Source organism: Amycolatopsis mongoliensis, assembly GCF_030285665.1.
GTDB classification, from domain to species: domain Bacteria; phylum Actinomycetota; class Actinomycetes; order Mycobacteriales; family Pseudonocardiaceae; genus Amycolatopsis; species Amycolatopsis mongoliensis.
Genome location: NZ_CP127295.1, coordinates 4,064,597 through 4,080,006 on the forward strand (window position 1 = coordinate 4,064,597; position 15,410 = coordinate 4,080,006).

General features: G+C 66.5%; 13 protein-coding genes. 9 read left to right on the forward strand and 4 right to left on the reverse strand.

Annotated features, from left to right (window positions below):
* Window positions 1–28: 28 nt before the first annotated feature.
* Window positions 29–619: an SACE_7040 family transcriptional regulator gene (locus QRX60_RS19835; RefSeq protein WP_286002250.1), complete on the reverse strand. Its 591-nt coding sequence runs from the start codon at window positions 617–619 to the stop codon at window positions 29–31.
* Between the two features lie 195 nt (window positions 620–814).
* Between QRX60_RS19835 and QRX60_RS19840 the strand changes: the two genes are divergently transcribed.
* The 4 genes from QRX60_RS19840 (at window position 815) to QRX60_RS19855 (ending at window position 6,487) form a co-directional block, all read left to right on the forward strand.
* Window positions 815–1,585 carry an SGNH/GDSL hydrolase family protein gene (locus QRX60_RS19840; protein ID WP_286002251.1) on the forward strand — a complete coding sequence of 257 codons (771 nt, stop codon included), beginning with the start codon at window positions 815–817 and terminating at the stop codon, window positions 1,583–1,585.
* Window positions 1,586–1,734: 149 nt separating this feature from the next.
* Window positions 1,735–3,348: a carboxyl transferase domain-containing protein gene (locus tag QRX60_RS19845; RefSeq protein ID WP_286002252.1), complete on the forward strand. Its 1,614-nt coding sequence runs from the start codon at window positions 1,735–1,737 to the stop codon at window positions 3,346–3,348.
* Between the two features lie 2 nt (window positions 3,349–3,350).
* Entirely contained in the window at window positions 3,351–5,336 is a 1,986-nt protein-coding gene (locus QRX60_RS19850) for an acetyl-CoA carboxylase biotin carboxylase subunit (protein ID WP_286003648.1), read from the forward strand.
* Window positions 5,333–6,487: an acyl-CoA dehydrogenase family protein gene (locus tag QRX60_RS19855; protein ID WP_286002253.1), complete on the forward strand. Its 1,155-nt coding sequence runs from the start codon at window positions 5,333–5,335 to the stop codon at window positions 6,485–6,487. The genes QRX60_RS19850 and QRX60_RS19855 overlap by 4 nt, the downstream gene beginning before the upstream one ends.
* Window positions 6,488–6,547: 60 nt before the next feature.
* Here QRX60_RS19855 and QRX60_RS19860 read toward each other — a convergent pair whose 3' ends face one another.
* From QRX60_RS19860 to QRX60_RS19870, 3 genes are read right to left on the reverse strand one after another with little or no spacing between them, the layout of a single operon-like run.
* Entirely contained in the window at window positions 6,548–7,921 is a 1,374-nt protein-coding gene (locus QRX60_RS19860) for a hypothetical protein (RefSeq protein WP_286002254.1), read from the reverse strand.
* Window positions 7,918–8,253 (reverse strand): hypothetical protein, encoded by a 336-nt coding sequence (locus QRX60_RS19865; RefSeq protein ID WP_286002255.1) that lies wholly within the window; start codon window positions 8,251–8,253, stop codon window positions 7,918–7,920. The genes QRX60_RS19860 and QRX60_RS19865 overlap by 4 nt, the downstream gene beginning before the upstream one ends.
* 15 nt (window positions 8,254–8,268) lie before the next feature.
* Window positions 8,269–8,793, reverse strand: a complete 525-nt coding sequence (locus QRX60_RS19870; protein ID WP_286002256.1) for a YbaB/EbfC family nucleoid-associated protein — start codon at window positions 8,791–8,793, stop codon at window positions 8,269–8,271.
* Window positions 8,794–8,942: 149 nt separating this feature from the next.
* On the opposite strand from QRX60_RS19870, the gene map reads away from it, so the two are divergent.
* The 5 genes from map to QRX60_RS19895 all read left to right on the forward strand — a co-directional run bounded on the left by map (window position 8,943) and on the right by QRX60_RS19895 (window position 15,402).
* Window positions 8,943–9,707, forward strand: a complete 765-nt coding sequence (gene map, locus QRX60_RS19875) for a type I methionyl aminopeptidase (protein ID WP_286002257.1) — start codon at window positions 8,943–8,945, stop codon at window positions 9,705–9,707.
* A gap of 9 nt (window positions 9,708–9,716) precedes the next feature.
* Window positions 9,717–10,229, forward strand: a complete 513-nt coding sequence (locus tag QRX60_RS19880; RefSeq protein WP_286002258.1) for a GNAT family N-acetyltransferase — start codon at window positions 9,717–9,719, stop codon at window positions 10,227–10,229.
* 59 nt (window positions 10,230–10,288) lie between these two features.
* Window positions 10,289–11,134, forward strand: a complete 846-nt coding sequence (locus QRX60_RS19885) for an SDR family oxidoreductase (RefSeq protein ID WP_286002259.1) — start codon at window positions 10,289–10,291, stop codon at window positions 11,132–11,134.
* A gap of 112 nt (window positions 11,135–11,246) precedes the next feature.
* A complete protein-coding gene (locus tag QRX60_RS19890) occupies window positions 11,247–12,314 on the forward strand; it encodes an alpha/beta fold hydrolase (protein ID WP_286002260.1) in 1,068 nt (355 codons plus the stop codon).
* 727 nt (window positions 12,315–13,041) lie between these two features.
* On the forward strand, window positions 13,042–15,402 hold the full coding sequence (locus QRX60_RS19895) for a P-loop ATPase, Sll1717 family (protein ID WP_286002261.1): 2,361 nt from the start codon (window positions 13,042–13,044) through the stop codon (window positions 15,400–15,402).
* The last annotated feature ends 8 nt before the right edge of the window (window positions 15,403–15,410 follow it).

Here is a 15,410-nt window from a genome sequence, read left to right on the forward strand (position 1 = left end):
ATCGTGGGGATACCTTGATCCGGGTCGGTCATCCGGCCGCGCGGAGCGCACCCAGTGCGAGCCGGGAGAGCAGTTCGGCCAGTTCCGAGTCACCGAGATGGCGGTTGTACGGCGTCGAGTTGATCAGTCCGAACACGGCGTGTGCCGCCGACCGCGCCTCCCGTTCTCCCAGCTCCGGCATGGCTTCGCGGATCGCGCGGACCCACACCTCGACGTACTGCCGCTGCAGTGCGCGCACCTGCTTGCGGTCGGCGTCGGTGAGGTTCGCGAGGTTGCGCTCCTGAACGGTGATCAAGGCCGGGTGCGCGAGCGCGAAGCCGACGTGGAACGCCACGAGCCCGGTCAGCGTGTCGTCCGGCGTGCCGGGCCGGTTCGCCCACGTCGTGCCGCCGTCGAGCAGGTAGCGGCTGATCGAGTTCAGCATCTCGCCGAGGATCGCGTCCTTGCTGCGGAAGTGCCGGTAGAGCGCGGGCCCGGAGATGCCGACGGCGGCGCCGATGTCGTCGATCCCGACGCCGTGGAACCCGTGGTGGGCGAAGAGCTCGGCAGCCGCGGCCAGGATCTGTTCGCGTCTGCTCGCCTTCTCACCGTTCACGAGAGGGGTGGGGTTGGCCGGCATCCGGCCATATTAGAGCGGCAGGTTAGCGAGCGCTAACACTGTTCCCGTCTTCCGGCGTGGGCCGAGTGGGTTACCTACCGGTAACCAGGGGTTCCTAGTGGGCCTTTTACATGCTGTGATTTTGAGGTCGGTTCTGTCACAAAGGAGTGGCCCATGGGGGTTCCGATCCGTCTGTCGCGACGGTTTCTGTTGAGGTTGAGCACGGCTCTCGGAGCCGTCGTCCTGTCCACTCTCGGTGTCACGGGCCTCGCCCACGCCGCCGGGACCGTCTACGCCGCGCTCGGCGACTCCTACTCCTCCGGAGTCGGGGCCGGCAGCTACGGCAGTTCCGGGAGCTGCTACCGCAGTTCCAACGCCTACGGTCAGCTGTGGGCCAACGCCCACAGTGGCACGTCGTTCACCTTCCTGGCCTGCTCCGGCGCGAAAACCGGGGACGTCATCAGCCAGGCCAACTCCATCCCCTCCAACGCGACCCTGGTCACGGTCACCGTGGGCGGCAACGACGCCGGCTTCACCGACGTGATCCAGACCTGCACCCTCGGCAGCGACGCGGACTGCACCAACCGCGTCAACACCGCGAAGACCTACGTCAACAACACCCTGCCCGCGTTGCTGACCAACACCTACAACGCGATCAAGGCCAAGGCGCCCGGGGCTCGCCTCGTCGTCCTGTCCTACCCGCGCTTCTACACCGTGCCCGGCTCCTGCTGGGTCGGGCTCAGTGACACCAAGCGATCCGCGATCAACTCCGGTGCGGACACGCTGGCGTCGGTGACCCAGTCCCGGGCGGCGTCGGCGGGCGCGACGTTCGTGGACGTCCGGTCGTCGTTCGCCGGGCACAACATCTGCTCCTCGGCCGACGACTACCTGCACAGCCTGACCTGGCCGGTGATCGAGTCCTACCACCCGACCGCGGCCGGGCAGTCGGGCGGCTACTACGCCCCGCTGCGGGGCGCGATCGGCTGACGTTCCTCCCGCGAAAGTCCGTGAAGGCCCCCTTGCCGGCGCTCAAGGCCGGTAAGGGGGCCTTCACGGCGTTCCGGCGACTGGACACTCACGTTAGCGGTCGCTAACATCGGAGCGTAGGTTAACGCCTGCTAACTTCGAGGGAGCCCATGGACACGCCGGCACTGGGGACTTCGGCTGCCCCGGACAGCGAGGCTTACGCCCGCAACGCCACCTCCCACGCGGAGCTGGTCGAGGACCTCCGCAAGCGGCTGTCGAGCGCCCGTCTCGGCGGGCCGGAGAAGTCGCGCACCCGGCACGTGGAACGCGGGAAGCTGCTCCCGCGCGACCGCGTCGACACGCTGCTGGACCCGGGGTCCCCGTTCCTGGAGCTGTCGCCGCTGGCCGCGACCGGACTGTACGACGACGAGGCGCCGTCCGCCGGGATCATCACCGGGATCGGGCGCGTCTCGGGCCGCGAATGCGTGGTCGTCGCCAACGACGCCACCGTCAAGGGCGGCACGTACTACCCGATGACGGTCAAGAAGCACCTTCGCGCCCAGGAGGTCGCGCTCCACAACAACCTGCCGTGCGTCTACCTGGTGGACTCCGGCGGTGCGTTCCTGCCCCGGCAGGACGAGGTCTTCCCGGATCGTGAACACTTCGGCCGGATCTTCTACAACCAGGCGACGATGTCCGCGCGCGGCATCCCGCAGATCGCCGCGGTGCTCGGCTCGTGCACCGCCGGCGGCGCGTACGTCCCGGCGATGAGCGACGAAGCCGTGATCGTCCGGAACCAGGGCACGATCTTCCTCGGCGGCCCGCCGCTGGTGAAGGCCGCGACCGGCGAGGTCGTCACGGCGGAGGAACTGGGCGGCGGCGACGTGCACTCGCGCCAGTCCGGCGTCACCGACCACCTGGCCGACGACGACGCGCACGCGCTGCGGATCGTCCGCCAGATCGTCTCGACGCTCGGCCCGCGCACCCCGCGGCCGTGGGACGTCGTGGCGACCGAGGCGCCGGCCGTCGACCCCGCCGAGCTGTACGGCGTCGTGCCGACCGACCCGCGCACGCCCTACGACGTGCGCGAGGTGATCGCGCGGATCGTCGACGGCAGCCGGTTCGGCGAGTTCAAGAAGGAGTACGGGGCCACCCTGGTCACCGGGTTCGCCCGGATCCACGGGCACCCCGTCGGCATCGTCGCGAACAACGGCGTGCTGTTCGCCGAGTCCGCGATGAAGGGCGCGCACTTCATCGAGCTGTGCGACAAGCGCTCGATCCCGCTGCTGTTCCTGCAGAACATCACCGGGTTCATGGTCGGCAAGGCGTACGAGGCGGGCGGCATCGCCAAGCACGGCGCGAAGATGGTCACCGCGGTGGCCTGCGCGCGGGTGCCCAAGTTAACGGTCGTTATCGGCGGCTCGTTCGGCGCCGGCAACTACTCGATGTGCGGCCGGGCCTACTCGCCGCGCTTCCTCTGGATGTGGCCGAACGCGCGGATCTCGGTGATGGGCGGCGAGCAGGCGGCGTCGGTGCTTTCGACGGTCCGCCGCGACTCGATCGAAGCGCGCGGCGGCGAATGGTCCACCGAGGACGAAGAGGCGTTCAAGGACCCGATCCGCGAGCAGTACGAGGCGCAGGGCAGCCCGTACTACTCGACGGCGCGGCTGTGGGACGACGGTGTGATCGACCCGGCGGACACCCGCACGGTGCTCGGCCTCGCGCTCTCGGCCGCGGCGAACGCGCCCCTGTCCGATGTCAACTACGGCGTCTTCCGGATGTGATGATGTTCGACTCAGTGTTGGTCGCGAACCGCGGCGAGATCGCGGTCCGGGTCATCCGCACGCTGCGGGCGCTCGGCATCCGCGCGGTCGCGGTGTACAGCGACGCGGACGCCGACGCCCGGCACGTCCGCGAAGCGCACACCGCCGTCCGGATCGGACCCGCCGAAGCTTCGAAGAGCTACCTGTCGATCCCGGCCATCGTGGACGCCGCCGTGTCTTCGGGCGCGCAGGCCGTGCACCCGGGTTACGGCTTCCTGGCGGAGAACGCGGAGTTCGCGCGGGCCTGCGAAGCCGCCGGGCTGGTGTTCATCGGCCCGCCGGTCGCGGCGATCGACGCCATGGGCGACAAGATCCGGGCCAAGGCGACGGTGTCGAAGGCCGGGGTCCCGGTCGTGCCCGGCGCGTCCGATGTGGACATCCCGGCCGGCGGGTTCGCCGCCGCCGCGGCGAAGGTCGGCTACCCGCTGCTGCTCAAGCCGTCCGCCGGCGGTGGCGGCAAGGGCATGCGGCTGGTGCAGGCCGAGGCCGAACTGGACGCCGCGATCGAGTCGGCGCGGCGCGAAGCCAAGGGCTCCTTCGGCGACGACACGCTGCTGATGGAGCGCTTCGTCACGACACCGCGCCACATCGAGATCCAGGTGCTGGCCGACAAGCACGGGAACGTCATCCACCTCGGCGAACGCGAGTGCAGCCTGCAGCGGCGGCACCAGAAGATCATCGAGGAAGCGCCGTCGGTGCTGCTGGACGAGGCCACGCGCGAAAAGATGGGCTCGGCGGCGGTCGAGGCCGCGCGCTCGGTCGGGTACGTCGGCGCGGGCACAGTCGAGTTCATCATGTCGGCGCACGACCCGGACGAGTTCTTCTTCATGGAGATGAACACCCGGCTGCAGGTCGAGCACCCGGTCACCGAGCTGGTCACCGGCCTCGACCTCGTCGAATGGCAGGTCCGGGTGGCGGCCGGCGAGCGGCTTTCCCTGGCCCAGCCGGACGTCGTCCTGAACGGCCACGCCGTCGAGGCCCGGGTGTACGCCGAAGACCCGGCGCGTGGGTTCATCCCGACGGGCGGGACGGTGCTGGCGGTGCACCAGCCGTCCGGCGACGGCGTCCGCGTCGACTCGTGGATGACGCGCGGCGCGGTGATCGGCTCGAACTACGACCCGATGCTGGCCAAGGTCATCGCCTGGGGCCCGGACCGCGCATCGGCGCTGCACCGGCTCGACCGGGCGCTGGCCGACACGGCGCTGCTGGGCGTCGGCACCAACACGGCGTTCCTGCGCGGGCTGCTGGCCGACGACGACGTCCGCGCCGGCCGTCTCGACACCGAGCTCGTCGACCGCCGGCTGTCCACATTGGTCTCTTCGGACGTGCCCGCGGAGTTCTTCGTCGCGGCCGCGCTGGACCGGTTGCTGGAGCTGCAGCCGTCCGGGTCCGTCGTGGACCCGTGGGACGTGCCGGACGGCTGGCGGATGAATGGGTCCGGCGGAGTGACGTTCCGGCTGAAGTCCGGTCAGGCCAAGGCTGTCGTCCGGGTGCAGGGCACGCCGTCCGCGGCGACGGTCTTCGTCGACGACGCCGAGCCGGTCCACGTCTCGGCCCGGCGTGACGGCGACGTGCTCGAGATCCGGCACGCCGGCGGCTTCCACCGCTACCGGCAGGCCTGCGGTCCGGACCGGACGGTCTGGCTCGCCCGTGACGGCCTGAGTTTTCCCTTCGGCGAGCAGGAGTTCGTGCTGTCGTCCCGCGGCGTGGCCGCCGGGGCGGGGCCGGTCACCAGCCCGATGCCGGGCACGGTGCTCGTGGTGAAGGTCGCCGCGGGTGACGTCGTGCGCGCCGGCGCGCCGTTGCTGGTGGTCGAAGCGATGAAGATGGAGCACACGGTCACCGCGCCGATCGACGGCGTGGTCAGCGAACTCCCCGTCCGGGCCGGCCAGCAGGTCGCGCTCGACGAAACCCTTGCCGTAGTCACGCCCCAAGAGGAGCAGCAGTGATCGACTTCCGCCTGGACGAGGAGTACGAGGCCCTCCGCAAGACCGTCGAGGACTTCGCGCACGCCGAGGTCGCGCCGGTCATCGGCGAGCTGTACGAGAAGGAGGCGTTCCCGTACGAGATCGTCGCGAAGATGGGGGAGATGGGCCTGTTCGGCCTGCCGTTCCCTGAGGAGTTCGGCGGCATGGGCGGCGACTACTTCGCGCTGTGCCTGGCGCTGGAGGAGCTCGCGCGGGTCGACTCGTCGGTCGCCATCACCCTGGAGGCCGGCGTTTCGCTCGGCGCGATGCCGATCTTCCGGTTCGGGACGCAGGAGCAGAAGGAGAAGTGGCTGCCGTCGCTGTGCGAGGGCACGGCGCTGGGCGGCTTCGGCCTGACCGAGCCGGGTGGCGGCTCCGACGCGGGCGCGACCCGCACCCGGGCCACTTTGGACGGGGACACCTGGATCATCAACGGCAGCAAGGCGTTCATCACGAACTCGGGCACGGACATCACGCGCCTGGTCACGGTCACGGCCGTGACGGACGTGATGGAGAACGGCCGCAAGGAGATCTCGGCGATCATCGTCCCGTCCGGGACGTCGGGCTTCGAGGTGGCGCCGAAGTATTCGAAGGTCGGCTGGAACTGCTCGGACACGCACGAGCTGTCCTTTTCGGACGTCCGGGTGCCGGCGGAGAACCTGGTCGGGGAGCGTGGCCGCGGGTACGCCCAGTTCCTGTCCATCCTGGACGAAGGTCGCGTCGCGATCGCGGCTCTGTCGGTGGGTCTGGCACAGGGCTGCGTCGACGAGTGCCTCCAGTATGTGAAGGACCGGGTCGCGTTCGGCAAGCGGATCGGCGAGTACCAGGCGATCCAGTTCAAGATCGCCGACATGGAGGTCCGCACGCACACGGCCCGGCTGGCGTACTACCAGGCGGCGTCGAAGATGCTGCGCGGCGAGCCGTTCAAGAAGGAGGCGTCGATCGCGAAGCTGGTGGCCTCGAACGCGGCCATGGACAACGCGCGCGACGCGACCCAGATCTTCGGCGGGTACGGATTCATGAACGAGTACCCGGTGAGCCGGTTCTACCGCGACGCGAAGATCCTGGAGATCGGCGAGGGCACGAGCGAGGTCCAGAAGATGCTGATCTCGCGTCACCTCGGGGTCGCCTGAAAGCCGTGAAGGCCTCCTTCCCGGCTCTTATGGCTGGTAAGGAGGCCTTCACGGCTTTTGCTACTGCGGCTGTTGCTGCTTCTTGTCTTCCTCGGCCCAAGCGGCTTCCGCCTGCATCTGGATGTCGGTGAGACCGCGGTCGACCTGCACGATGTCCTTACCCGCCCAGCCCACGAAGTTCTTCGAGCTCTTGGCGTCGGAGAGGGCCTTCAGCATCGGGTAGTAGTCCGGAGCCTTGGCCTTCAGCCAGTCGTCGACGAACTTCATCTTCTTGTAGCTGTCGCCGAACTTCGTCTTCAGCCAGTCTTCGTGCTTCTTGATCGTGGAGATGTCGTGGTCGCTCAGGTGCGACTTCGGCGGCGCCGGCTTCGGCGGGGCCGGGGGCAGCGGCCGCGAGAAGTTCGGCGTGGTGCCGTCGCCCGGGGGCCGTGTGCTCGGTGTGGCGCCACCGCCAGGACCGTCGTGGGTGATCGCGGTGCCCGGCGGGGGCAGCGGCCGCGAGAAGTTGGGTGTCGTGCCGTCGCCCGGGGGCCGGGTGCTCGGGGTGGCACCACCACCGCCAGGCCCGTCGTGGGTGACGGCCGTGCCCGGCGGCTTCGGCAGCGGGCGTGAGAAGTTCGGCACCCCGCCACCGTGCGGGGGCAGGTTGCTCAGCTCGTGACCCGCGTTCGAGGCACCTGGCTTCCCCTTGACCAGCTTCGACAGCCCGGTGAGCCGGGCCAGCGTGCGCCCGGCGTACGCGACGACCTTGGCGAGCTTCGCCATCATCGCCGCGACCTGCACCGAGACGGTCGCGATGCACTTGGTCACCCCGACGGCGATCGACGCGCCGAAGGTGGGGATGGCGAGGGCGAGCGCGATCAGCATCGTGGAGATGATGTCGCCGAGGACCGTCGTGATGATGTCGCGGATCAGCGAGCGGACCGCGCCGATCAGGGCCCCGGTCGTCTCGACCATGTAGCCGGCGACGTCGGACGCCTTGGCGTTCGCGTCGATCCAGCCCTTCCGGTCGTTGATCGACTTCAGGAAGCTGTCGTAGCCCTTGCCCTGCCACTGGGTGATCGTCGACTTGAGGGTGTCGTCCAGCGAAGTGCCGGTGTTGCGCAGCGACTCGCCGATCTTGTGCAGCTCGTTGGCGACCTTCGTGACCTCCGCGGGGTTGCCCGCGACCTGGTCCAGCGGCCATTTCAGGAACGAGACGTGCTCGATCAGCCAGCCCAGGCCCGCCGCGATCAGCTTCGCCAGCGGGTCCATGACGAACGCGACGGTGTCGAGCGCGGCGCTGATGACGTTGATGCCCAGCTCCACGCTGACGGCCGCGAGGTCGCCGCCGTGCTCGGTCTGGACCTTGCCGATCGAGTCGCCGACCTGTTTCCAGCTGTCGAAGACACCGGCGCCCGTGGTGGAGTTCGATGCCGTGATGGGAACGGTCACTTGCCCAGCTCCGTTTCGAAGGTGCTCAAACCCTGCGCCGTGTTCGAGTCGTGGGTCGCGTACGTGTCGGCGGCCTTCTTCACGTCCGCGGCCGACTTCCCGATATCACCCACCAGCTTGCTGATCTCGCCGGTGATCACCGCCATCGTGACCCGCGAGGGCACGGCGAGCACCTGCGCGAGCAGGATGCCGAACGCGGCGTTGTCGAACCCGTTCGCGGCCTGCATCCGGTTCGCGGCGTCCTGCACCGCGGGTTGCGTGGTGCCCGACAGGTACTGGCTGAACTTCTGCAGCTCGGCCGGGTCGACCGAGAAACCTTCTCCGGAAACCACCGGTTCTCCTCCGTGCTACCAGGGGTTGCTCTCGCCGTCGTCCTCTTCCGGCGCGGGCCGGGGACGGCGACGCGGCGGAGGGGGCGGCGGGTTCGATGGCGGGCGGTGCGGGGGTGCGGGCGGCCGGTCTTCCGCCTCCTGCTCCGGCATGAACACGTCGCTCTTGTCCGGGGGCGTTCCTTCTTCGGGCGCCGGCAGGAACTCGTCCAGCAGTTCGCGGGCGGCCGAGCTTTCGCCCACCATGCCGTCGAACGCGCCGGCGACCTGGGCCGAGACCTTCTGCTGCGCGCGGCCGATCAGCTGCATCACCAGACCGGAAAGGGCCTGCGGCGGCCGCTCGTACGCGCGGGGGCCGAACCGGAGCTCCTGCAGGACCCCGCTCGGGCCGACGGTCACCGAGACCGCCCCGTCCGGGGCCTGCACCGTGGCGACGGCCGACCGGAGTTGTTCTTGCGCCGCTGCGGCTTTTGCCCGGATTTCCTCGAGTTCGACGGTGAACGCGGCCAGCGGATCGTCGCCGGGGGGCACTGACTGGGTCAATTTGTCCTCGTCGCGAGAGAGGTTGTGAACAAAGTGAATTCAATCAGCGCTGCTTGAACTTCGGGTGGCGCGAACGGAGCCGCCGGCTGAACGCGACGCGGATGGCCCACCCGCTGGACACCAATATCTATACCGGTATAGTTATCGCCATGGTCGAGATCAAAACCGAAGCCGAGCTGGCGGTCATGCGCGAAGCCGGGCGAGTGGTGGCACGGACGTTGGACACCGTGAAGGAGGCCGCCGCGATCGGCGTCTCACTGCGCGAACTGGACGAGATCGCCGCCCAGGTGATCAGCGAAGCCGGTGCCAAACCGTCGTTCCTGCACTACCAGCCGAGGTCCGCGCCGACGCCCTACCCCGGGGTCCTCTGCGCCAGCGTCAACGACGTCGTCGTGCACGGCATCCCGACGGCGTACCGCATCCAGGACGGCGACCTGGTCAGCATCGACTGCGGCGCCATCCTCGACGGCTGGAACGGCGACGCCGCGATCAGCTTCGTCGTCGGCAACGCCGACCCGGCGGACCTCGCGCTGATCGAGGCGACCGAGCGCGCCCTGGCCGCCGGGATCGCCGCCGCTCAACCGGGTGCGAAGCTCGGCGACATCTCCCACGCGATCGGCACCTCCGGCCGCGCGTCGGGCTACGGCATGCTCGAGGACCACGGCGGCCACGGGATCGGCCGCGAGATGCACGAGGACCCGCACCTGGCGAACGAAGGCCGCCCGGGCCGCGGGATGCGGCTCAAGCCGGGGCTCGCGCTGGCGATCGAGCCGATGCTCACCCGGGGCGGCGACGCCTACCGGTGCGCCGAGGACGGCTGGTCGCTGCTCACCGTCGACGGCAGCCGGGCCGCCCACGTCGAACACACCATCGCCATCACCGAAGACGGCCCGCGCGTGCTCACTGTGCGGTAGACAGGGGGGATGGACAACATCGTCATCCGATCGGGTGATTCTGGGGACGTTGACACCCTGCTGGGCTTCTTCGACGAGGCTGTCGAGTGGCTCGTCGCCCGCGGCAGCTCGAAGCAGTGGGGGACCGAGCCGTGGAGCCGGATCCCGAAGCGCGTCGAGCGCGTCAAGGGGATGGCCGCCGATCCGGGCCTGCGCATCGCGATGGTCGACGGCGAGCCGGCCGGCGCGCTGATCGTCTCCGAGGAGCACGATCCGCACGTGCCGGCGGTCGACGAGCGTGAGCTGTATGTCCGATTGCTGATCACGTCGCGGCGGTTCGCCGGGCGGCGTGTCGGCGGGCGCCTCGTCGAGTACGCGCTCGACGAGGCGCGGCGGCGCGGCATCGACCTCGTGCGCGTCGACTGCTGGGCCGGCGGCGACGGCGACCTGCAGCGCTACTACGAGAGCCAGGGCTTCAAGCCGACTGTGCAGTTCCACGTCGAGGAGTGGGTCGGGCAGGTCCTGGAGCAACGCGTGGGGTAGCGCGATCGCGGGCCAGGAGCGACACTGTTGGCGCGGTGCCAACAGACGAAGGAGTCGCCATGGCCGAGGAGCTCGCGGGCAAGGTCGTCGTCATCACCGGCGGCGGGCAGGGGATCGGCGCGGCGACCGCGTCGGCACTGTCCCGGCTGGGTGCGCGGGTGGTGATCGGCGACCTCGACCAGGTCCGCGCCGAGAAGACCGCCGGGGAGCTGGACGCCGAGGCGCTCCCGCTCGACGTCACCGACATCCGCGGCTTCACCGAGTTCCTCGACGAGGTCGAGCGCCGCCACGGCCGGATCGACGTCCTGGTCAACAACGCCGGGATCATGCCGCTGGCCCACCTCGAGGAAGAGAGCGACGCGACGACCCGGCGCCAGCTCGAGATCAACCTGCACGCCGTCATCCACGGAACCCGCGAAGCGATGAAGCGGATGCGGCCGCGGCGGTCCGGGCACATCGTGAACGTCGCGTCGTTCGCGGGCAAGGCCGGCTTCCCCGGCGCGGCGACGTACTGCGCGACCAAGCACGCCGTCGTCGGGCTGTCCGAGGCGGTGCACCTGGAGCTGCACGGGTCCGGGGTGCACGTTTCGTGCGTGATGCCCGCTATCGTCCGGACGGAGCTCGCGAGCGGCCTCGGCGAGGCGAGGTTGTTCAAGTCGTCACGCCCGGAGGACGTCGCCGACGCCATCGTGGCCACGCTGCGCAAACCTCGGTTCGAGGTCTTCGTGCCCCGGTCCGTGGGAACTATGGGCAAGCTCACCCGGCTGCTGCCGCGGCGGGCCGGTGAAGCGCTCGCCCGGGCACTGAAGGCGGACCAGCTTTTGGCTTCGGCGGCCCATTCCCCGGCTCGCGCGGACTACGAGGCGCGCGCCGCCGAGAGCGCACCCGGGGCGGGCGCGGAGTAACTCGGACGGCCTAGCGTCTGTCCGATTTGGACGCGGCCGGTGTTGAGTCCACCGGCCGCACCCGGCAAGATTGGCGGGAAGTGCCCGGGGGACGTCGCAGGAGGCTCGAGAAATGGTTTCACCGCCCGCACGGCTGGCCGCCGCGGCGTCGAACGTGGTCGGCAAGGTGCTGCACGGCGGTGTCGCCGACCTGCGCCCGATGCCGCGGGTGCTGATCGACCAGGGACCCAACCGCTCGCTGTACCGGATGACGCACAGCAGCCGCCCGGTGTCCGGGCCGCCGATCCTGCTGGTGCCGCCGCTGGCCGCGCCGGCGATCTGCTTCGACCTGCGCCGCGGCTGCAGCCTCATCGAGCACCTGGTCGAAGGCGGTCGCAACGCGTACCTCGTCGACTACGGCATGGTCGCCTTCTCGGACCGGCGCCTGGGCATCGAGCACTGGATCGACGAGGTGCTGCCGCGGGCGATCCGCAAGGTGAGCGCCGACGCCGGCGGGCAGCCGGTGCACCTGGTGTCGTGGTCGCTGGGCGGGATCTTCTCGCTGCTGGTGAACGCGGACCAGCCGGACCTCCCGATCGCGTCGATCACGGCGATCGGCTCACCGGTGGACTTCACGGCGATCCCGATCGTGGCGCCGTTCCGCCCGCTGGTGGACCTGACGAACGGCCACCTCCTGACGCCGATCTACCGGGCGTTCGGCGGCGCACCGTCCTATTTGGTCAGCCGGGTGTTCCGCGCGACGGGCATCAGCAAGGAGATCACGAAGCCGATCGCGATCCTCTCGCACCTCGACGACCGCGACTACCTGGCGCAGATCGAGGCCGTCGACCACTTCATGAGCAACATGTACGCCTACCCGGGCCGCACGTTCGGCCAGCTGTACCACCGGTTGTTCCGCACGAACGACCTGGCGGAGGGCAAGGTGGACCTCAACGGCCGCATCATCTCGCTGTCGTCGGTCCGGGTGCCGACGCTGGTGGTGGCGGGCGAGAACGACACGATCGCGCCGCGGCCGTCGGTGGAGCGGGTGGTGGAACTGCTGGACAAGGCGCCGGAGGTCCGCTTCAAGACCGCGCCGGGCGGCCACCTGGGTGTCCTGACGGGCCGCAAGGCGCGCGGCACGACGTGGCGCTACCTGGACGAGTTCCTCGACGACCAGGCCACCGCTTCGAAGTCCTGACAAGCGTGAACGCCTCCTTACCGGCTTTATGGCCGGTAAGGAGGCGTTTGTCTTTACTTCAGCTCGGCGGAGGACTTCCCGAGAATCCGGCGAGCCACGATCAACTGCTGAATCTGCTGCGTCCCCTCGAAAATGTCGAGAATTTCTCAGCTGGATCTCGCGGGCCTCGCTCATCTCGCTGTAAACGGCCTCTGAGCTGCGCTGATGCGTCTCGCTAGTTCTCGTCGTCTGTCGCTGCTCCCTGGCCTCTGACGGCCTGGAGACGGACTGGCGGACCAGCCACACCTACCCCTGCATCCCGATACGAAGCCAGCACGCGGCCGGTGGTGCCGGGTCAAGACACGCTTCATCGTCTTGACGCGGTGCTACCGGCCGTTGTCACGATCAGGCGTCGGGATGGAGGTCTCTCACGACGGTGCGTAACAGAGATCGAGTCACGAACGACCCGATTGTCACCACCGCTTGTAGCTCGTCGAGGAGGCCGGGATGGGGCAGGGGACTCGTGTGCCGCCGCGCGGCGCTGCGCCAGGTGACCCGCTGGCGGCCGCACCGCCCGGCCGGCGGGCGGAGCGGAGCGGCAGCCCGCCGTGTCGGAAGCGGATGCGGCCGCCCAGGCGAGGGGCTACGTAGGCGACAGGCGCGCCGCCATCGGCGGCGCGCCCCTTGATCCCATAGAGCCAAGTTCGGCAATCTCTTGCAATCTACTTGCTCGGCTGAGAGGTCTGACGTGGAACGCCTGTTTTTTGGGTATGGAGCGAAGCCAGACGACATTCGACGCACCATGAGTTCCTTGGCTGCGCGGTTAGGAGAGTTAAATGGTGTCGAGAGCTCGGTTTCATGGGAAGATCTCAAAGTTGATGGTCGCCTCATCGTCAACGAGATTGAATCGCATGTAAGCAAGTCTTCTATATGCGTTTTCGATCTCACGGTGCCAAATCTCAATGTGCTTTTCGAGCTGGGATTGGCGATCGGCTTAAAGCGACGTGTCGTCTTATTGCAAAGCTCTGCATTCCAAAAGGCGAGTAAGCGGGTGGATGACGAGGTCCCGCTTCTCTCGACAGTCGGATATACACGCTATGCCAATGAAGACGAGTTGCTTAATCAGATGATCTCGGTGATTGGCCACGAAGCACCACCGCTCTGGAATGACGTCGAGATGAGTATCAGTGCTAACCTCGACGATTCTTGCATGCTGTACGTACCCAGTGCTCAAGAAGACAACGCTAGCAGGCGTCTAAGTCGGACTCTGGAGAGGTTTGAAAAGCTAAATTCGACAACTATTAGCTTTGAAGACTATGGCTCAATGCCATTAGCTTGGTATGTCGAACAAATTTACCGCTGCGGTGTCGCAGTCTTTCATATGACCCCATCGAACGACTACCTCGCTGCTCTGGTCAATCCTAGGGTCGCCCTGCTTGCTGGGATCGCTAGAGGTATAGGTAGGAATACGCTTATTGTGGCTCCTCAGGTGGAAGAGACTGCCGTTGATTACAGGGATATGTCGATCCGCTATTCTAACCCTCCGCAGTTGGAGAGATTGGTATTAAATTGGCTGGATTCCCTGCCTGACGCGTCAACTTCGAGGCACGCTAAGGTTCGAACGGAACTAAAGACCGAATTATCGTGGCTTCGTTTTGGAAATCACGTCGCTGAAAGCGATCGGGATGGACTTGAATATTACTTCGTCCGCACCAGCGACTATCAAGATGTAGTGACTTCTGCCGCCACTATCTTTACAGGGAAAAAGGGAACTGGCAAGACAGCAAATATGCTGACTGCTGCGGATGAGCTAAGGCTTGATCCGCGAAACCTTGTGTGTGTAATCAAGCCAGCAAGCTACGAGCTTGATGGCTTGACCGAAGTTCTTCGGCGTATAGACAAAAAGCATCTTGACAACTATCTAATTGAAGGTTTATGGAAGTATCTACTTTATACCGAGATTGCTGCAAAGACTGTGGCTGAAGCTGAGAGCAGGCCGGCTGGTATAGCAACAGGAAGTCCGGAAGACAGATTGAGGAGGTGCCTTGAGGAGAAGCATGAAGGGGTTGGCAGCAACTTCTCTGACCGGCTCGAATCGCTCGTAGACTCCCTGGCTGGTGTGGTCAACTCTCAATTGGACTCAGCTTCGATCAAGGAAGCTAGGAGTGTGATAGATCGGGCTCTTCATGGCACTGCGATTAAGGATCTACGTCAACTTATTGGCGATGCTCTTTCTGGGAGACAGCGGGTCGCAATCCTTGTCGATAACCTTGATAAGGCATGGGAGCGGGGCGCGGATCTGGACCTGCTCGCTCAATTGCTGTTAGGACTTCTTGGTGTTGTGGGGCGAGTGGTAGACGAATTTCGCCGCGAGAAGAATCGCAAATCTAGTGTAAATGTGACCCTTACAGTCTTCCTGAGAAGTGACATATTTGCATTTATCCGCGATAAGGCCAGGGAGCCCGATAAGATCTCGGTTGCGGAGATTGAGTGGCGGGACCCTGACCTTCTGATCAGGGTTCTCGAAGATCGCTTCAAGTTTAATAGTAATAAAGATTTGGATCCCCGGCTTCTCTGGGATGGGTTTTTCGCTCCGGCGGTCCGAGGGCTGCCGTCGAGGGACTATCTACTGTCGCGCGTGCAAGCCAGGCCTCGCGACCTTGTCTTTTTTGCAAACGCGGCAGTCAACCGCGCTTCCAATGCTAAGCATCAGAAGATCGAAGAGTCGGACATCTTAGAGGCAGAAAAGTCGTATAGTCAGTTTGCTTACGAAGCGCTTCTTGTTGAAGGTGTGGCGGCCGGGATGGATCTAGAAGAAATCCTAATCGAGTTTGCCGGCGAGAATCCAATTCTTGACTTCAGTAGGATCGAGCAGATTCTCGGTCCGTTAGAAGAGTCGCATCTGGGTGTTCCATACATCGTTGAATCTTTGCGCCGCCTAGGCTTTTTGGGTGTAGAGACATCGGATGGAAGCTTTGATTACGGTGGCACTGATGGTGAGATGAAGCGAGCGAACGTTCTTGCAAGAAAGCTTGAGAAGGGGCTTGGTCGCCCGGCCAGATATGAAGTTCATACCGCGTATCGCAGGTTTCTTGAGATCGACGGATAGTTTATGGT